16 protein-coding genes are annotated in these 18,815 nt (G+C 67.8%); 10 read left to right on the top strand and 6 right to left on the bottom strand.

The window, feature by feature from the left end; genetic code table 11:
- Positions 1 to 73: 73 nt before the first annotated feature.
- From RT97_RS20050 to trhA, 4 genes are all read left to right on the top strand, one after another.
- A complete protein-coding gene (locus RT97_RS20050) occupies positions 74 to 865 on the top strand; it encodes an SURF1 family protein (RefSeq protein WP_216595184.1) in 792 nt (263 codons plus the stop codon).
- Positions 849 to 2,240: an ATP-binding protein gene (locus tag RT97_RS20045; protein ID WP_042580576.1), complete on the top strand. Its 1,392-nt coding sequence runs from the start codon at positions 849 to 851 to the stop codon at positions 2,238 to 2,240. Before RT97_RS20050 ends, RT97_RS20045 begins: the two co-directional genes overlap by 17 nt.
- Positions 2,237 to 2,797 (top strand): response regulator transcription factor, encoded by a 561-nt coding sequence (locus RT97_RS20040; protein WP_042580575.1) that lies wholly within the window; start codon positions 2,237 to 2,239, stop codon positions 2,795 to 2,797. The genes RT97_RS20045 and RT97_RS20040 overlap by 4 nt, the downstream gene beginning before the upstream one ends.
- Positions 2,798 to 2,858: 61 nt before the next feature.
- Positions 2,859 to 3,560, top strand: a complete 702-nt coding sequence (gene trhA / locus RT97_RS20035) for a PAQR family membrane homeostasis protein TrhA (protein WP_080898371.1) — start codon at positions 2,859 to 2,861, stop codon at positions 3,558 to 3,560.
- Between the two features lie 105 nt (positions 3,561 to 3,665).
- On the opposite strand, the gene RT97_RS20030 is transcribed toward trhA, so the two are convergent.
- From RT97_RS20030 to RT97_RS20020, 3 genes are read right to left on the bottom strand one after another with little or no spacing between them, the layout of a single operon-like run.
- Positions 3,666 to 3,890 carry a SlyX family protein gene (locus RT97_RS20030; protein ID WP_042580573.1) on the bottom strand — a complete coding sequence of 75 codons (225 nt, stop codon included), beginning with the start codon at positions 3,888 to 3,890 and terminating at the stop codon, positions 3,666 to 3,668.
- Between the two features lie 46 nt (positions 3,891 to 3,936).
- Entirely contained in the window at positions 3,937 to 4,833 is an 897-nt protein-coding gene (locus RT97_RS20025; RefSeq protein WP_042580572.1) for an SDR family oxidoreductase, read from the bottom strand.
- 50 nt (positions 4,834 to 4,883) lie between these two features.
- Positions 4,884 to 5,639, bottom strand: coding sequence for an SDR family oxidoreductase (locus RT97_RS20020; protein ID WP_042580571.1), 756 nt, complete (start codon positions 5,637 to 5,639; stop codon positions 4,884 to 4,886).
- 124 nt (positions 5,640 to 5,763) lie between these two features.
- On the opposite strand from RT97_RS20020, the gene RT97_RS20015 reads away from it, so the two are divergent.
- Positions 5,764 to 6,657: a LysR family transcriptional regulator gene (locus RT97_RS20015; RefSeq protein ID WP_042580570.1), complete on the top strand. Its 894-nt coding sequence runs from the start codon at positions 5,764 to 5,766 to the stop codon at positions 6,655 to 6,657.
- Between the two features lie 137 nt (positions 6,658 to 6,794).
- Here the strand turns inward: RT97_RS20015 and RT97_RS20010 are convergent, their stop codons facing one another.
- Positions 6,795 to 8,318 (bottom strand): MFS transporter, encoded by a 1,524-nt coding sequence (locus RT97_RS20010; protein WP_080898370.1) that lies wholly within the window; start codon positions 8,316 to 8,318, stop codon positions 6,795 to 6,797.
- A gap of 109 nt (positions 8,319 to 8,427) precedes the next feature.
- Between RT97_RS20010 and RT97_RS20005 the strand changes: the two genes are divergently transcribed.
- Positions 8,428 to 9,324: a LysR family transcriptional regulator gene (locus RT97_RS20005; protein ID WP_042580569.1), complete on the top strand. Its 897-nt coding sequence runs from the start codon at positions 8,428 to 8,430 to the stop codon at positions 9,322 to 9,324.
- Here the strand turns inward: RT97_RS20005 and RT97_RS20000 are convergent.
- Positions 9,296 to 10,777, bottom strand: a complete 1,482-nt coding sequence (locus RT97_RS20000; protein WP_042580568.1) for an AAA family ATPase — start codon at positions 10,775 to 10,777, stop codon at positions 9,296 to 9,298. The two genes, RT97_RS20005 and RT97_RS20000, sit on opposite strands and share 29 nt — an antisense overlap.
- 107 nt (positions 10,778 to 10,884) lie before the next feature.
- Positions 10,885 to 13,401 carry an ABC transporter permease gene (locus RT97_RS19995; protein ID WP_042580567.1) on the bottom strand — a complete coding sequence of 839 codons (2,517 nt, stop codon included), beginning with the start codon at positions 13,399 to 13,401 and terminating at the stop codon, positions 10,885 to 10,887.
- A gap of 198 nt (positions 13,402 to 13,599) precedes the next feature.
- On the opposite strand from RT97_RS19995, the gene RT97_RS19990 reads away from it, so the two are divergent.
- From RT97_RS19990 to RT97_RS19970, 4 genes are all read left to right on the top strand, one after another.
- The gene (locus RT97_RS19990; RefSeq protein WP_042580566.1) at positions 13,600 to 13,911 is read left to right on the top strand and encodes a hypothetical protein; all 312 of its coding nucleotides are present in this window, start codon (positions 13,600 to 13,602) and stop codon (positions 13,909 to 13,911) included.
- Positions 13,912 to 14,014: 103 nt separating this feature from the next.
- Positions 14,015 to 17,092 (top strand): formate dehydrogenase-N subunit alpha, encoded by a 3,078-nt coding sequence (gene fdnG / locus RT97_RS19980; protein WP_155403849.1) that lies wholly within the window; start codon positions 14,015 to 14,017, stop codon positions 17,090 to 17,092.
- 3 nt (positions 17,093 to 17,095) lie between these two features.
- Positions 17,096 to 18,079, top strand: coding sequence for a formate dehydrogenase subunit beta (gene fdxH / locus RT97_RS19975; protein WP_042580563.1), 984 nt, complete (start codon positions 17,096 to 17,098; stop codon positions 18,077 to 18,079).
- Positions 18,080 to 18,089: 10 nt separating this feature from the next.
- Complete coding sequence (locus RT97_RS19970) at positions 18,090 to 18,713, top strand: formate dehydrogenase subunit gamma (protein WP_042580562.1); 624 nt, start codon at positions 18,090 to 18,092, stop codon at positions 18,711 to 18,713.
- Positions 18,714 to 18,815 lie beyond the last annotated feature (102 nt).

Below are 18,815 nucleotides of genomic sequence, written 5' to 3'. Positions count from 1 at the left end.
GGCTGCTTCCGGCGGGCGCGAGGCTTCGGCAAGCTCAGCCCGAACGGGTGGTGGAGACCGAAGGACTCGCATCGTGAAACGGTTCGCGCTGGCAGCCTTTGCATTGCTGGCCTTTGCCGGCTTCTTCGCGCTCGGCACCTGGCAGGTCGAGCGCAGGGCCTGGAAGCTCGATCTCATCGCCCGCGTCGACCAGCGCGTGCACGCCCCGGCAGCCGATCCCCCCGCGCGCGCCGACTGGCCCCAGGTGAACGCGGCCAACGACGAATACCGCCATGTGCGCGTCACCGGCACCTTCCTGCACGACAAGGAAACCCTGACCCAGGCCAGCACCCGGCTCGGCGCAGGTTTCTGGGTGCTGACGCCGCTGCGTGCGGCCGACGGCACCGTCGTGCTGGTCAATCGCGGCTTCGTGCCGCCCGAAGCGCGCGAACGCGCAAGCCGCGCGGCCACCGAGGCGAAGGGCGAAGTCACCGTGGCCGGCCTCCTGCGCATCACCGAACCCAAGGGCGGGTTCCTTCGCAAGAACGAGCCTGCCGCAGACCGCTGGTTCTCGCGCGACGTGCAGGCCATCGGCGCGGCCAAAGGGCTGGCTGACGTGGCGCCCTACTTCGTCGATGCCGAGGCCGATCCGTCGATCTCCGCCGAGACAGCCGACTACCCGGTGCGCGGCCTCACGGTCATCGCGTTCCCCAACAGCCACCTCGTCTACGCCCTCACCTGGTACGGCCTCGCGCTGATGGTGCTGGGCGCTGCGTGGTTCGTCTGGCGCGACGGACGCAGGCGCGCCGCAGGGCCAGCCGGCGGCAGCGGTGAAAATGCGGCACATGCCGAGCTCCGCCCCCGCCCCGATGCGCATCGCGACTGACGCCGTGGCCGCGGTCGCAGGCGAGCTGCAAGCCCTCCGCGCCGGCGTGGCGAGCCTGGACAACGCCACCGGCCACAAGAACATGCAGCAGCTGATCCAGCTGCGCTGGTTCGCGGTGGTCGGACAGGTGGCCACCATCCTGGTGGTGCACTACGGCTTCGGCATCCGGCTCCCGCTGGACAACATGCTGCAGGTGCTCACCTGTCTCGCGCTCTTCAACATGGTGAGCCTGCTGCGCTCGCGCACCCACCGCCGGGTGACCAACGGCGAGCTGTTCCTGGCGCTCCTGGTCGACGTGGCGACGCTCACGGCCCAGCTCTACCTGAGCGGCGGCGCGACCAACCCGTTCGTCTTTCTCTACCTGCTGCAGGTGATCCTGGGCGCGGTGCTGCTGAAGGCCTGGTCGACCTGGACCATCGTGGTCATCACCAGCCTGTGCTTCGCCGGGCTGGCGCTTTTCTCGCGCCCGCTCGCGCTGCCGCTGGACCACGACCGTGGCCTCTGGAGCCCGTACATCCAGGGCATGCTGGTGTGCTTTGCGCTCAATGCGGCGCTGCTGGTGATCTTCATCACCCGCATCAGCCGCAACCTGCGCGCGCGCGACGCGCGGCTGGCCGACCTGCGCCAGCGCGCCTCGGAAGAAGAACACATCGTGCGTATGGGCCTGCTCGCCTCGGGCGCCGCGCACGAGCTGGGCACGCCGCTCGCCACGCTGGCGGTGATCCTGGGCGACTGGCGCCGGCTGCCGCACTTCAGCTCCGACCCCGAACTGCTCACCGAGGTGGCCGAGATGGAGCTGCAGATCCAGCGCTGCAAGAGCATCGTGAGCGGCATCCTGCTGTCGGCCGGCGAGGCGCGCGGCGAGTCGTCCGAAGAAACCACCGTGAGCACCTTCCTCGACGACCTCGTGCAAGAGTGGCGCACCACGCGCCCGGTGGAAGAGTTCGACTACGACAACCGGTTCGGGCACGACCTCCCGATGGTCTCCGACTCGGCGCTCAAGCAGATGATCTGCAACGTGCTCGACAACGCCCTGGAGGCCTCGCCGCACTGGCTGCGCCTCGAAGCGGCGCACGACGCCGACGACCTCACGATCACGGTCACCGATGCAGGCCCCGGGTTCCTGCCGGCGATCCTCAAGGAATTCGGCAAGCCCTACCAGTCGAGCAAGGGCCGCCCGGGCGGCGGGCTCGGGCTTTTCCTCGTCGCCAACGTGGCGCGCACCCTGGGCGGCCGCGTTGCGGCCCGCAACCGGCCCGAGGGCGGCGCCATCGTCACGGTCACGCTGCCGCTCGCAGCCATCGTGCTGGAAGAAGAGGAAGGCGACGACGCGGAGATTGCGGGCGCCGAGCCCATCGCCACAGCAAAGCCATGACCGAAGTCGCCGAACCCCAGCGCCAGTTGCTCATCGTCGAGGACGACGGCGCCTTCGCGCGCACGCTCAGCCGCTCCTTCGAGCGCCGCGGCTATGCGGTGATGCACGCGAGCAATGCCGACGAGGTGCAGGCGCTGCTGGAGACCCGCTCGCCCGACCAGTCGCCCGGTTATGCGGTGGTCGACCTCAAGCTCAACGGCGAGGCCTCGGGCCTGGCGTGCGTGCAGATGCTGCACCAGCACAACCCAAAGATGCTGATCGTGGTGCTCACGGGTTTTGCCAGCATCGCCACCGCGGTGGAGGCCATCAAGCTGGGCGCCTGCCATTACCTGGCCAAGCCTTCGAACACCGACGACATCGAGGCCGCCTTCGGCCGCGCGACCGGTACCACCGAGGTGGAGCTGACCAACCGCTCGACCTCGATCAAGACCCTCGAATGGGAGCGCATCCACGAGATGCTGGCAGAGACCGGCTTCAACATCTCCGAGACCGCGCGGCGCCTCGGGATGCATCGGCGCACATTGGCGCGCAAACTCGGCAAACAGCAGGTCAAGTAACATGATCTGCCGGTTTCGCGTAAGTGCGGAACCAAACCCGATTCGTGAGGTTCTGTTCCTGATGACGAATAGCCCGCTCCTGCAGCCGCAGCCCCTCTCCCCAGATCCGAAGAAGCCGGTGTCCGCGGCGCGAGACCAGACGGGGATGGAAGAGCTCTTCAATGCCCTGAGCCACGGCCTCGGCCTCGTGCTGGCGATCGCCTCGCTGCCGATCCTGATCTACAGCGCCGCGCAGAAGGGCCAGGCCGCGAGCGTGGTCGGCGCCTCGCTCTTCGCCGGCACGGCCATCGTGCTGTACCTGATCTCCACGCTGTACCACGCGCTGCCCATCGGCCGAGCCAAGGCCTGGTTCAACCGGCTGGACCACGCGGCCATCTATCTCTTCATTGCGGGCAGCTACATGCCCTTCCTGTTCGGCGTGCTGCGCGGGCCTTGGGGATGGACCCTGTTCGGCGCCATCTGCGCCGCGGCCGCGTTGGGCGTGGGCGCCAAGCTGTTCAACCGGTTGCAGCACCCGCTGTGGTCCACCGGGCTCTATGTGGCGATGGGATGGATGGCGCTGATGGCCGCGGTGCCGCTCTACGAGCGCATGTCACCGGCGGGGCTGGGCTGGCTCGTGGCCGGCGGACTCTTCTATACGGCGGGTGCCGTCGTCTTCCTGTTCGACAACCGGATCCGCTTTGCGCATTCGGTGTGGCACCTGTTCGTGCTGGCCGGCAGCACCTGCCATTTCTTCGCCGTGCTCTGGCATTCTCATGGGTAACTCCCCCAGGCTTCGCGCACTTCGTGTCGCTTCGCCAACCCCCTCGCCGGGGCAAGACCAGTGGCCCGGCAAAGCCGGCTCCAAGGCGTTCCTCGAACGATCGAGTCAGTAATGCGGCGGTAGCTCGTCGCGAAGATTGCGCGCCGCTCCGTCCTGTCCTGCGTTCTGGCTCTGCTGCCGCAGATGCGCCACCTGCTGGATCAGGCTGTCGATCTGCTGCTGTTGCCGGTAGATCGTCATGTTCAGCTGTTCCAGCAGGTCGTCGGCGTAGCTCGACTTGATCTCGAGTTCGGTGAGGCGCTCCGCGAGCTCGTTCGGTGGATAGTCCATGCCGCTATTGGACAGGAAGATCTACCGGTTCCTTGTGACATCCCGCTCAGCGCTTGATCTTCGCTTCGAGCAGGTCACCCATGCCGATGCGGTGCGCGAAGTCGATGCGCACGCGCTCCGACACCTCGAACACTTCCCTGGCGCCATCGCCCACGAAGTCGATCACCGAACGCATCGGGCGCTGCCCGGCCGGCAGGCCCACGATGCGCACGATCTCGTCGGCCACGGCCTGCGGGTCGGCGTCGTCGGGCGTGAGCGCCGAGAGGCTCTGGCCGATCCGGTCCATCACACCGTCGTAGCGGCCATAGGCGGCCGTGGTGTCGGCGTCGGCGGGCTTGCCGGCGCTCGGGAAATGGTCGGTGCCCTTGGTGAAGGCGCCGGGCACCATGATCGAGGTCTCGATGCCGAAGCGCGCGATCTCGTAGGCCAGCGTGACGGCCAGCGAATCCATCGCGGCCTTGGCCGCACCGTAGGGGCCCATAAACGGCGGGAAGCCGCCCTTGGTGGTGCTGCTGCTGATCCACAGCATCAGGCCGGACTCCTGCTTGCGAAGGTACGGCAGCACCGCGCGGTTCACGCGCTGGGCGCCGAGCACGTTGGTGTCGAACACCCGGGCAATTTCCTCGGGCGTGAAGGCTTCGGTCGGCCCGACCACGAGGTGGCCGGCGTTCTGCATCACCACGTCGATGTGGCCCTGCTCGCGAACGATGGTGGCCGCGGCCGCATCGGCGGACTCCTGCGAGAGCACGTCGAGTTCGAGCGGATGCAGTTGCAGGCCCTTGGCGGCGGCGTAGCTGCGCATTTCGGCGGCGCGGCCGCTGTTGCGGCCCGCGATGTCGCGCATCGACGCGTAGACCACGTGGCCCGCCTCGGCCAGGGATTGGGCGCTGAGCTTGCCGATGCCGGTGCCTGCGCCGGTGACCAGGACGATTTGCTTTTGCATGGTGTTTCTCCGAAAGACTGGATTGAGTTCGTGGATGGATGGAAGGGAATTCAGGCGACGCCGCCGTTGGCGCGCAGGATCTGGCCGTTGACCCAGCCCGCGTCGGGACCGGTGAGGAAGGCCACCACCGAGGCGATGTCCTCGGGCTGGCCCAGGCGCTGCAGGGGCGGCATCTTGGCGAAGGCCTGGATCTGCTCGTCGGTCTTGCCGTCGAGGAACAGCGAAGTGGCGATCGGGCCCGGCGCCACGGCGTTCACCGTGACGTTGCGGCCGCGCAGCTCCTTGGCGAACACATGCGTGAAGGCCTCGACCGCCGCCTTGGTGGCGTTGTAGATCGCGTAGCCGGGCATGTTCAGCGCGAGCGTGGTGCTCGAGAAATTGACGATGCGCCCGCCTTCGTTCAGCCGCGTGGCGGCTTCGCGCAGCGTGTTGAAGGTGCCGCGCACGTTGATGTCGAAGGTCTGGTCGTAGAGCGCGTCGGTGTGGTCGGCCAGCGGCACGGTCTTGAGCACGCCGGCGTTGTTGACCAGCACGTCGACCTTGCCGAGCTGCGCTTCGACGGTGTCGAACATGGCGCGCACTTCGTCGGCGCTGGCCACGTCGGCCTTGACCGCGATGGCCTTGCCGCCGGCCGCAGTGAGTTCGGCGACCAGTGCGTCGGCCTGCGCGGCGCCCGAGGCGTAGTTGACGGCGACGGCGAAGCCGTCCTTCGAGAGGCGCTGCGCGACGGCGGCGCCGATGCCGCGCGATGCGCCGGTGACGATGGCGACCCGGGCGATGCGGGCGGTGTTGCTGGTGGTGGTCATGGTGCGATTCCTTTGCAGTGGTTGGTTGGTGAAACGAATGATCGATCGTTCCGCCCAAAAGATAATCACCCGCTCTTCGTCAATACAATTCCATTTACTTAAACAATATCCAGCACTCACGCCCATGGACCGCTTCCAGGAAATGCAGGCCTTCGTGCGCATCGCCGAGCGCCAGAGCTTCACGCAGGCCTCCGAGGACCTGCAGATCCCGCGCGCCACCGTCACCACGCTCATCAAGCGCATGGAAGAGCGCATCGGCACGCGCCTCCTGGAGCGCACCACCCGCACCGTGCGCCTCACGCAGGACGGCGAGGCCTACTACCGCCGGTGCGTGCGCCTCTTGGCCGACATGGAAGAGGCCGAGGGGTCGTTCCGCAACGAGGCGCCCAAGGGCCTCTTGCGCGTGAACCTGCAGGGCACGCTCGCGCGGCATTTCGTAGTGCCGGCCCTGCCCGGCTTTCTGGCGCGCTACCCCGAGCTGCAACTGCACATCGGCGAGGACGACCGGCTCGTCGACCTGGTGCGCGAAGGCGTCGACTGCGTGCTGCGCGCGGGCACGCTGCAGGACTCGTCGATGGTCGGGCGCCGCGTCGCGCTGCTGCCGCAGGTGACGGTCGCGAGCCCCGACTACCTGGCGCGCTACGGGGAGCCCGACAGCATCGAAGCGCTGGCCTCGCATCGCGCAGTCAACTACATCTCCAGCGGCACGGGCAAGGTGGTGCCGCTCGAATTCACGGTCGACGGCCGGGTGACGACCGTGGACCTGCCCGCCACCGTCTCGGTGACCGGCACCGATCTCTACACGGGCTCTTCTGTCGCCGGCCTCGGGCTGGTGCAGGTGCCGCGCTACCGCGTGGCGTCCGAGCTCGCGGATGGGAAGCTGAAGGTGCTGATGCCCGATTTCGCGCCGCCGCCGATGCCGGTGTCGGTGCTCTATTCGCAGAACCGCCAGCTGTCGTCGCGCGTGCGCGTGTTCACGCAGTGGCTGCGCGACATCTTCGAGGCGGCGGAGCCCTGACTCCGGATCGGCTCCCTCCCCCGCTGGGGGAGAGCCGGGGTGAGGGCAAGCGGCGCATCACGCACCGGCGATGTTGCAACGGGCCGCGTGCCCCCATCCCAGCCTTCCCCCGGGAGGGGAAGGAGCAAGATGTGCATTCAACAGGCTGAGGATTCCAACGCCGCCGCGCCCGCTTCGGCGTGCGTCTCTCCCCGCAGGAACAAGAACACCACCAGCGCCGTCACCACGGTCACACCCGCCAGCACGCACAGCAGCGTGCCGAACGCCGCGCCGTAGGCGTGCAGCAGCGACGCGCGATCCACGCCCGGCAACAGCGCGAGCGCCTGCGACATGTCGCCCGTCGTCACCCGCTGCGCCGCCTGCGATGTCGCACCGGGATGCGCGGGCAACCGCCCCAGTTGCAGCGCGACCAGCGCCGTCAGCCCCGCCCCGACCAGCGCGAGCGCAATGCCCTCGCCCGCCACCCGCACCGTGTTGAAGATGCCCGACGCCATGCCCGCCCGCTCGCGCGGCACCACGCTCACCGCGAGCCCGTCCATCAGCCCCCAGGGCAGGCCGATGCCCGCGCCGATCAAGAGCAGCGGCCACACGATCGCCTGCAGCGGCGTGCCCGGCGCGCAGTAGCTGAGCCAGAGCAAGCCCACTGCGCACACCAGCAGTCCCACCGCTGAGATCACGCCCGCCGAGAACCGGTGCGCCAGCGAAGCAGCGAGCGTCGGCACCACGAGGATCGGCCCCGAGAGCGCGAACATGAACACGCCCGCCTCCATCGCGCTGCGCCCTTCCAGCCCGATGAAACGGATCGGCAGCAGCACCAGCAGCACGACAAAGCCATAGGCCGGCGCTGCGGCCAGCAGTTGCACGCCGACGAAGCGCGGAAAGCGGAACAGCGACAGGTCGAGCATCGGATGCGCCACGCGCCGCTCGATGGCAATGAAGGCGGCGCCCATCAGCGCCGCACCGGCGAGCGCACCGATCACCCACGGGCTGCCCCAGCCGCTGTCGGGCGCCTGCAGCACGCCGAGCGTGAGCAGCGTCAGCGCGGCGGTGAAGGTGACGGTGCCCGGCATGTCGAGCCTCATCGCATGCGGGTTGCTCGACTCGCGCATGCTCGGCGAGGCGATGCAGAGCGCCGCGAGGCTGATCGCCCCCGGGCTCAGCATCACCGACTGCCAGCCGAAGCTTTCGGCGAGCCAGCCCGAAAGGATCGAGCCGCACGACAGCCCCACGCCGAACGAGGTGCCGATGAAGCTGAACGCCCGCGTGCGCGCCGCGCCGTCGAACACCTGCGCCAGCGCCGCCGTGCCCGCTGCGAACGCCGCCGCCGAACCCAGCCCCTGCAAGGCGCGCGCGAGATCGAAAGCGACGATGCCGGGCGCGAGCGTCAGCAGCGAACTGCTGAGCGCGACCACCGCGAGCCCCATCAGGAAGACGCGCTTGCGGCCGTAGGCGTCGGCGAGCGCGCCGGCCGCCATCAGCGTTGCGCCAAAGCTCAGCATGAAGGCGTTAGTCACCCAGTTCAGCTGCACCGGGCTGCCGCCCAGCGCCGCGCGGATCGCGGGCAGCACCACCGCCGGGCCGGTGAAGCTCAGCGGCATGCCCAGCGCCGCGAGGCAGACGGCGGCCAGCAGCCAGTTCTTCTGGTTGGAGGGGGAGGACATGGAATGCTTTCGAGCAGGGGATAGAAGAAAGCACAGAAGATAGAAAGGAATCAATCGAATGAAAATGGCGCCTTCGATCCTCACACTCCCAACCCAAGGTTGTTAATCCATGGACAGCTTCAGCGGACTCGAATCCTTCGTGCGGGCGGCCGACCTGTTGAGCTTCGCCAAGGCCGGGCGGTTGCTGGGCATCTCGGCCTCGGCCGTGGGCAAGAACGTCGCGCGGCTCGAGCAGCAGTTGGGCCTGCGGCTCTTCAACCGCACCACGCGCCATGTGCGGCTCACGCAAGAAGGCGCGATGTTCCACGAGCGCTGCCGCCGCATCCTCGATGAGCTCGACGATGCGCGGGCCATGATGCAGGACGCGGTCGCAGCCCCGCGCGGGCGCCTGCGCGTCAGCCTCCCAACCATCGGCTACCGCTTCCTGTTGCCGATCCTGCCGGCCTTCAAGGCGCGCTTTCCCGAGATCGAGCTCGACCTGGACTTCAACGACCGGCTGGTCGATGTGATCGCCGAGGGCGTGGACGTGGCGATTCGCAGCGGCGAGCTCGGCGACTCGCAGCTCGTGGCGCGCCGCCTCGGTCCGTTCGACTTCGTGCTTGTCGCCTCGCCCGCCTACCTGACCAAACACGGCGTGCCGCAGGTGCCGGCCGATCTCGCCCGGCACAGCTGCCTGCGCTACAAGTTCGTGACCGGCGGAAAGATCGAGGACTGGGACCTGCCGGGCCTGCCCACGCAACTGCCGCCCGGCCTCCTGTGCAACAACATGGAAGCCATGCTCGGCGCGGCCGTGGCCGGCCTCGGCGTGGCCTACATGCCCGACTTCCTCGCGCGCGATTCGCTCTGCCGCGGCGAACTGCAGCGCGTGCTCGAGACGCACCTGAGTCGCCAGGGACAGTTCTCCGCGCTGTGGTCATCGAGCCGGCAGCTGTCGCCGAAGGTGCGGGCGTTCGTGGACTTTGCAGGGGAGCACATGTTCAAGGAAGCGCTGCCTCCAGCTCGCTGACCTCGCGGGTCGGCGTCTCGGCACGCGGCACGGCCTCCTTGGGCTGCGCCTTCACAGGCTCGCTCCCCATGCGGCTCAGCGCAATCGCCGCCTGCAACGGATAAAGCGTCCGCGCGTCCCCCTCCGCCTTGTTGCTCACCGTCGTCCCCGCAGCCTCGCTCATGCTGGCCGTGCGCACTGCGTCCAGCCGGTGCACCGGCACCATGAACGGCGAGTGCGTCGTGTAGACGATCTGGTTGCCGAAGTCGTGCTCGAAGTGCGCAAGCAGGTCGGCCTGGGAATGCGCGTGCAGGTGCAAACCCGGCTCGTCCAGCAGCAGGATGGCATCGCCCGCGCCCCGGGTGTCCGCGAAGAAGGTGATGTAGAACGAGAAGAACCACTGGAAGCCGCGGCTGCGCTCGTCCAGGTTCACTTCGACCTCGTAGGCGCCGTTCGGGTCCGACACCAGCGTGTCCATGTACGGCCCGTCGAGGTTGAAGCGCACCTTGAGCTCGCGGTCTTTCCACACACGGCGGATCTCCGACGTGACGACCGAGCCCGCGCGATTCACGAGCTGGTTGCGCGTGGCCTGGTCGTTCTTCTCAAGCAAGTCCTGCAGTTGCTGTGGGTCGAGCCCCGCGACCTTGCAGAGCTTCTCGAAGCTGCGCTGTTCGGGCGTCGCCTGGCCCCAACCCTTGCGCACGAGGTAGTCGGCGATGTTCTGGCGGCCGGGCAGCGCGGGGTATTCGTCCACGTAGACGAAGCGCGGCAGCTTTTCGAGCACCCATTGCCTGGCTTTCGCGAGCGCGGGCGTGTCGTTGGCGATCGCGCGGGCCATGTCTTCGAGCTCGACAAGCATCTGCTCCTGCTTGTCGCTGAGCTCGGCATCCGCGGCGGCCATCGTCCGGCGCAATGCCTCCAGCGCAATCACCGCGCCTTCCGACCACTTGATGTAGTCGGGGCTCGGGATCATCGCGGCGTCGAAGGCGTCGGCTTCCTGCTCCAGCGTGGCGCGGCCTGCTTCCGAGACCTTCTCGGCCGCGGCCTTGACGGCGGGCACGATTTTGCGGACCTTGCCCTTGATGTCCGACACGTCGAGCGAGAGTTCGCCGAGGCCTTCGAAGCCGGTCCAGCGCACCGCGGCATAGCCCCGGCCCGCGGTGACGTGGCGCACGTCCGATGCGCGCGGAAGGATCGCCTTGAGTTCAGCGCGTTCGCCGTCGTCGAGCGCCCAGCGCGTCGAGACGACGGGCGTGTCGCCCTGGCATTCCTCCAGGCGCCGGTGGCGCGGAAAGTCCTTGATCGGACTGAGTTCGGCCAGGCCTTCGGCCGGGTTCAGACTGTGCAGCGCGCGCAGCAGGTTCGATTTGCCGCTGTCATTTCGACCGAGGATCGCCGTGATCTGTGTGGAGTCGATGGGGCCGCTGTCGTTGATCGAGCGAAAGTTGGTGATCTGGAATGACGCCAAGCGCATGCAGGAATTTCTCTTCTTGAAATGGATACGGGGCCGGGGAATGTATTGCATCCCCGGCCCCGTCTTGCCGATCGCGAAAGAAAAAAACTGTACGCCGCTGTCGGTCCTTATTCGGCCGCGCGGCGCAGCGTGTCGACCACCGGCCGGCGCAGCACATCGCGCAGGCCCCACCACCCTGCCGCCAGCGCGAGCACCGCGCCGGCCAGCGCGCCTGCGACAGGCACGATCGGCGATGCGGTCCAGGTGAACTCGAACACATAGCGCGCGAGCCCCCAGCCGATCACCGAGGCCACCATGCTAGCGAGGAAGCCCGCGAGCAGCCCCACGCCGATCAGCTCGGCGCGCTGCACCTGCCGCAACAGGCTTGCGCGTGCGCCCACGGCGCGCATCACCGCGAACTCGCGCGCCCGCTCTTCGCGCGTGGCCGTCACCGCGGCGAACAGCACCACCAGCCCCGCCGCGAGCGTGAAGCCGAACAGGAACTCGACGGCGCGGATCACCTGGTCGAGCACGCGCTGCACCTGGTTGATGGTCGCGCTCATGTCCACGTTGGTCACGTTCGGGTAGGTGCGCACCAGGGTGTTGTCGAAGCCGCGCGTCTCGGGGGCGCGGAAGGCGCCCATGTAGGTGACCGGCACGTCGGGCAGCGAGGCCACCGTGTACATCACGAAGAAGTTGGCATGCAGCGAGCCCCAGTCGACCTTGCGCAGCGACGTGATGCGCGCGTCGTTCTGCATGCCGCCGATGTCGAAGCGCAGCATGTCGCCGAGCTTGAGGCCCAGCGTGTCGGCCAGGCCTTCCTCGACGCTCACCTCGCCCGCGGCGCCGGGCTTCCAGGCGCCCGCGGTGATGCTGTTGTGCGCCGGCGCCTCCATGGCGTTGCTGAGGTTGAACTCGCGGTCCACCAGGCGCTTGGCGCGGTCTTCCACGTAGTCGTCGGGGGTCACCGGCTTGTCGTTGATCGCGACCAGGCGGCCGCGGATCATCGGGTACCAGTCGAACTTGCCCACGCCCGCATCGCGCAGCGACTTCTGGAACGCATCGCTCTGGTCGGGCATGACGTTGATGACGAAGCGGTTCGGCGCATCGGGCGGCGTGGCCTTGCGCCAGCTGGCGACGAGGTCGGTGCGCAGCAGCACCAGCAGCACCAGTGCCAGCAAGCCGACTGCGAGCGCGCTGACCTGCACCACGGCATAGGCGGGCCGCGCCGAAATCTGCCGCGTGGCCAGCACCAGCCAGCGCGGCGCGGTCGCTTCGTTGACGCTGCGGCGCAGCACCTTCACCGCGAGCCAGCTGAGCAATGCGAACACGGCCACGGCACCCGCGAAGCCGCCGACGGCGATGAGGCCGAGCTTGATGTCGCTGCTCGCCGCCATCAGCAGCGCGGCGAAGCCCGCGACGCCGATGCCCAGCACCGCGAGCGATGCGGGCTTGAGCCCGCCCACGTCGCGCCGGATCACGCGCAGAGGCGGCACGCGCGCCAGCTGCAGCACCGGCGGCAGGCCGAAGGCGAACAGCAGCGTGAGCCCCATGCCAAGGCCGAACGCCACAGGCCACAGGGTGGCGGCGGGCAGCGCGGTCTCGACAAGCCCGGCCAGCAGCAGCACGAAGACGTAATGCACCGCGAAGCCGATGGCCACGCCGATGCCGCTCGCCACGAGGCCGATCACCGCGAACTCGAAGGCGTAGGCCATCGCGATGGTGCGCTGGCTCTGGCCGAGCACGCGCAGCATCGCGCAGTCGTCCAGGTGGCTCGCTGCGAAGCCGCGCGCGGCCAGCGCCACGGCCACGGCCGACAGCAGCGCCGCGAGGAGCGCCACGAGGCTCAGGAATTTCTCGGCGCGGTCGAGCGTCTGGCGCATCTCGGGCCGGCCGCCTTCGAAGGAATCGAGCCGCACGCCGCGCAACTCGCCCTTCTTGATGGTGGCTTCGGCCCAGTCGGTGAAGCGCTTGACCGCCGCGTCGCTGCCCGCCACCGCATAGCGATAGCCCACGCGGCTGGCCGGCTGCACGAGCCCCGTGCGGGCCACGTCGGCCTGGTTGAGCATCACGCGCGGCGAGAAGCTCATGAAGCCGGCGCCGCGGTCGGGCTCCAGCGTGATGATGCGGCCCACGCGCAGGCTCGCATCGCCCAGGAGCAGCGGGTCGCCGATCTTCAGGCCGAGCGAATCGAGCAGCGAGGCATCGACCCACACTTCGCCGGCCGGCGGGATGTCGCGCGTGACCGCGCCCGGGCCCGTGAAGGTGGTCGCGGTCTGCAGGCTGCCGCGCAGGGGATACCCCGCCGTCACCGCCTTCAGCGCCACGAGCTTGCTCGCGCCGCCCTGCACGTCGTCGGCCCGCGCCATGGTGGGAAAGCCATAGGTGGCGGTGCCTTCCAGGCCCAGCGCCTTTGCCTGCGCCACGAAGGCATCGGGCGTCGGGTTGTCGCTGACGATCACCGCATCGCCGCCCAGCAGCTGGCGCGCATCGCGCTTCAACCCGCCCTGCAGCCGGTCGGCGAAGAAGCCGACCGCCGTGAGGGCGGCCACGGCCAGCAGCACGGCAACGATCAAGAGGCGCAGTTCCCCGGCGCGCAGGTCGCGCCAGAGGGTGCGCCAGCCAAGGCGGAGGGAGTCGGTCATGGCGCGAACGATAGCCGACGCCTAACCCCGCAGCCCGATTCAAGGGTTATTGCGACCTTGGAACTATTGATCGCATCGCAAGCCTGCCGCATGATGCGAAAAAATGTCCCGCACCGATGCGACCGAATTTTCGGCGCCGTTCGTTGTGGTGCACCACAACAAAAAACGTCCGATCGCCTTTCCAACGAAGGAGTGTCGATGTCACGATGTCAGCGCTTGCAAACCGTCGGCCTTTTCCTGGCCGCGGGTTTGCTCCTGAGTGCCTGCGATCCCAAGCCCACCGCATCGGGGGCGGGCGCGGCTTCTTCCTCCGCTTCCCCCGCCGCCCCGTCCGGTGCCAGCCCCAGCGGCATCAAGCCTGCCGACTCCGGCGACAAGGTCGATCCCACCTCCGCCCATAAAGGCCCGTCCGAAGGCGGCGCAGCCGTGGGCGGCATGAGCGGCCAGGGCGGCGCCTCCTCCGGTGGCACGCCTGCGCCGAGCGGTGGCGACGGCACGGCACCCAAATAGCGGCCGGGAGGCGCGCCCTGTTCCCCTTTTCAGCTTTTTCCCACGCATAACAGAAGAAGACCCCGATGAAACAACCCCATTCAGCTGTGCAGGAGGTGATGTCATGGACATAAGCCGCCGGCAATTCTTCCGCGTCAGCAGCGCGGGCCTGATCGGCTCGAGCATCGTCGCGCTCGGCTTTTCGCCGACCGCGGCGCTGGCCGAGGCGCGCAACTTCAAGCTCGCACGCACCACCGAGACGCGCAACACCTGCCCGTACTGCTCGGTGGGCTGCGGGCTCATCATGTACAGCCTGGGCGACAAGGCCAAGAACGTGGTGTCCGACATCCTTCACATCGAAGGCGATGCCGACCACCCCGTGAACCGCGGCACCCTGTGCCCCAAGGGCGCGGGCCTCCTGGACTTCGTGCACAGCCCCATGCGGCTGAAGTACCCCGAAGTGCGCGAGGCCGGCAGCACCGAGTGGAAGCGCATCGGCTGGAACGAGGCGCTGGACCGCATCGCCAAGCTGCTCAAGGCCGACCGCGACGCCAACTTCCAGACCACCAATGCCGACGGCAAGACCGTCAACCGCTGGACCAGCTCGGGCATGCTCTGCGCCTCGGCCTCGTCCAACGAAACCGGATACATCACGCACAAGGCATTCCGCTCGACCGGGATGCTGGTGTTCGACAACCAGGCACGCGTTTGACACGGACCTACGGTGGCCAGTCTGGCCCCGACGTTCGGACGCGGTGCGATGACCAACCACTGGCAGGACATCCAGAACGCGGATGTCGTGCTGATCATGGGCGGCAATGCCGCGGAGGCGCATCCGTGCGGCTTCAAGTGGGTCATCGAGGCCAAGAAGCAGAACAAGGCGCGCCTTGTCGTGGTGGACCCGCGCTTCACGCGCTCGGCCGCCATGGCCGACTACTACGCACCGGTGCGCGCGGGCTCGGACATCGCGTTCCTCGCGGGGGTCATCAACTTCCTGCTGAGCAACGACAAGATCCAGACGGAGTACGTTCGCAACTACACCAACGCGACCTTCATCGTCGGGCCTGACTACAAGTTCGAGGACGGCATCTTCAGCGGCTACAACGCCGAGAAGCGCAACTACGACCCCAAGTCGTGGAACTACGCGCTCGACGAAGCCGGCATGGCCAAGGTCGACATGACCATGCAGGACCCGCAGTGCGTGCTGCAGGTGATGAAGCGGCATTACTCGCGCTACACGCCCGAGCTGGTGAGCCGCATCACCGGCACGCCGCAGGACAAGTTCCTGAAGGTCTGCGAGTACATCGCGAGCACCAGCGTGCCCACGCGCACCATGACCATCATGTACGCGCTCGGCTGGACCCAGCACAGCCAGGGCTCGCAGATGATCCGCACCGGCGCCATCGTGCAGCTGTTGCTGGGCAACATCGGCGTGCCGGGCGGCGGCATGAACGCGCTGCGCGGGCACAGCAACATCCAGGGCCTGACGGACCTGGGGCTGCTGTCGAACTCGCTCACGGGCTACATGTCGCTCGCGCGAGACAGCGAGCAGAACCTGCCCGACTACTACAAGACCCGCGCGCTCAAGCCGCTGCGTCCCAACCAGATGAGCTACTGGCAGAACTACCCGAAGTTCTTCGTCAGCATGCAGAAGTCGTGGTGGGGCGATGCGGCCACGGCGGAGAACGAGTGGGCCTTCCACTACCTGCCCAAGATAGACAAGCTCTACGACGTGCTGCAGGCCTTCGAGCTCATGAACCAGGGCAAGCTCAACGGCTACATCTGCCAGGGCTTCAACCCGGTGGGCTCGTTCCCGGACAAGAAGAAGATCGTCGACGGGCTGTCCAAGCTCAAGTTCCTCGTCACCATCGATCCGCTGCAGACCGAAACCAGCGAGTTCTGGCGCAACTTCGGCGAGTTCAACGACGTCAAGACCACCGACATCCAGACCACGGTGTTCCGCCTGCCATCGACGTGCTTTGCGGAGGAAGACGGCTCGCTCACCAATTCCAGCCGCTGGCTGCAGTGGCACTGGAAGGGCGCGGAGCCGCCGGGCGAGGCCAAGGGCGACATCGAGATCGTGGCGGGCATCTACAACCGCATCCGCCAGGCCTACATCAAGGACGGCGGCGCGTTCCCCGACCCGATCGTCAAGCTGACCTGGCCCTACAAGATTCCGCATTCGCCCTCGGCGCAAGAGCTGGCGATGGAATACAACGGCCGCGCGCTCACCGACCTGCTCGACCCGAAGGACCCGACCAAGCCGCCGCTCGCGAAGGCCGGCGAACAGCTCTCGGGCTTCGGGCTCCTGCGCGACGACGGCTCGACCGCCTCGGGCTGCTGGATCTACGCCGGCGCCTGGACGCAGGCGGGCAACCAGATGGCGCGGCGCGACAACGCCGACCCGTACGGCATCGGCATGGTGCAGAACTGGGCGTGGGCGTGGCCGGCGAACCGGCGCATCCTCTACAACGGCGCCTCGACCGACCCGGCCACCGGGAAGGCATGGATCGCCAGGCGCAGCCTCATCGCATGGAACGGCAAGGCGTGGACCGGTGCCGACGTGCCCGACATCCGGCCCGACGCGAACCCGATGGAAGCCGAGGCGGTGCGCCCGTTCATCATGACGGCCGAAGGCGTGGCGCGGCTCTTCGCGCCCACCGGCATGGCCGAAGGTCCGCTGCCCGAGCACTACGAGCCCTTCGAGTCGCCGCTGGTGAACAACCTGATGCACCCGAACAACGAGAAGGCGCGCGCCAACCCCGCGGCGCGCATCTTCAAGGGCGACCTGGAGCGCCTGGGCGTGCCGAAGGACTTCCCGTACGTGGCGACCAGCTACCGGCTCACCGAGCACTTCCACTACTGGACGAAGAACGTGCGCACCTCGGCCATCATCCAGCCGCAGCAGTTCGTCGAGATCGGCGAGGAGCTTGCCAAGGACAAGGGCATCGCCAACGGCGACATGGTGAAGGTGTCCAGCAAGCGCGGCTTCATCAAGGCGGTGGCGCTGGTGACCAAGCGCATCGTGGGGCTGCAGGTCGACGGGCGCACGGTGCACACGGTGGGGCTGCCGAACCACTGGGGGTTCGTGGGCATCGCCAAGCCGGGGTATCTGGTGAACACGCTGACGCCTTTCGTGGGCGATGCGAACACCCAGACGCCCGAGTACAAGTCGTTCACCGTGAATATCGAGAAGGCATAAGCGATGTCCTCCCTCCAGACCCTCGACATCGCCGCCCGCTCGGCCACCACGACACCGTCGCCCGACATCCGCCATCGCCCGCAGGTGCAGGAGGTGGCCAAGCTGATCGACGTGTCGACCTGCATCGGCTGCAAGGCCTGCCAGGTCGCGTGCATGCAGTGGAACGACCTGCGCGACGAGGTCGGCACCACGCACGGCACCTACGACAACCCGAACGACCTCACGCCGGCTTCGTGGACTGTGATGAAGTTCTCCGAGGTCGAGCCCGAGGCCGGCAAGCTCGAGTGGCTGATCCGCAAGGACGGCTGCATGCACTGCGACGACCCCGGGTGTCTCAAGGCCTGCCCGGCGCCGGGCGCGATCATCAAGTACAGCAACGGCATCGTCGACTTCATCAGCGAGCATTGCGTGGGCTGCGGCAACTGCGTGACGGGCTGCCCGTTCGACGTGCCGCGCATCAGCAAGGCCGACAACAAGGCCTACAAGTGCTCGCTGTGTTCCGACCGCGTGGGCGTGGGCCTGGAGCCGGCGTGCGTGAAGGCCTGCCCCACCGGCGCGCTGCACTTCGGCGCCAAGGAAGACATGCACGAGTACGCCTCGGAACGCATCGTCGACCTGAAGGACCGCGGCTTCGCCAACGCCGGCGTGTACGACCCGGCCGGCGTGGGCGGCACGCACGTCATGTACGTGCTGCAGCACGCCGACCGCCCCGGCCTCTATGCCAACCTGCCCAAGGACCCGCACATCAGCCCGCTGGTGTCGCTCTGGAAGGGCGTGGCCAAGCCGCTCGCGATGGTCGCGATGATCGGCGCGGTGGTCGGCAGCTTCTTCCACTACATCAAGACCGGGCCGATCGAGCCGAAGGACGAGCACCCCGATGCCGACATCGATGGCCGGCCCGACGACGTGGTCGTGATCGAGGAGCCGCCGGCGTCCGGCCAACCCGTGCGCGCCGCCGAGCCCGCACGCGACGCACCCCGTGCATGAGGAGAACGCGATGACCCGCTATTACCTTCGCCGCTACCGCGATGCCACCCGCATGAACCACTGGTTCGTCGCGATCATGTTCTTCGCGGCCGCACTCTCGGGCCTGGCCTTCTTCCACCCGAGCCTGTTCTTCCTGAGCACGCTCTTCGGTGGCGGCCAGTGGACGCGCATCCTGCACCCCTTCATGGGCCTCCTGATGGTGCTGGGCTTCGTGTTCCTTTTCTTCACGATGTGGCGCGAGAACATCCTGGACCGCAGCGACGGCGAGTGGATCAAGAACGCGCCCAAGATGCTCAAGGGCGACAAGTCCAGCATGCCGCCGGTGGGCAAGTACAACGCCGGGCAGAAGCTGGTGTTCTGGGCCTTCGGCATCAGCCTCCTCTTGCTGCTGGTGACGGGCTTCATGTTCTGGAGCCCGTGGTTCGTCGGGTTCTTCCCGATCCTGATCCGGCGCATCGCGGTGGTGGTGCATGCGGTCTCGGCGGTGGTTCTGATCCTCTCGGTCATCACGCACATCTACGCCGCGCTGTGGGTCAAGGGCAGCATCCGCGCGATGACGCGCGGCACGGTCACCGAAGGATGGGCCAAGCTCAACCATCCGTTGTGGTACCGGAAGATGACACGCGGTGAGTAGCGCCTTTTCGCATTTCTCCCTCCCCTTCCGGCGGAAGGCCGGGGTGGGGGCACGACGGCCTCTGCCCGACACCGGCGCTCGTTGGGCGCTGCCCCCATCCCG

It is taken from the genome of Variovorax paradoxus, from assembly GCF_000834655.1.
GTDB classification, from domain to species: Bacteria; Pseudomonadota; Gammaproteobacteria; order Burkholderiales; family Burkholderiaceae_C; genus Variovorax; species Variovorax paradoxus_F.
Note: the sequence above shows the minus strand (reverse complement) of the source record. Positions and strands in the feature narration are given on the sequence as shown.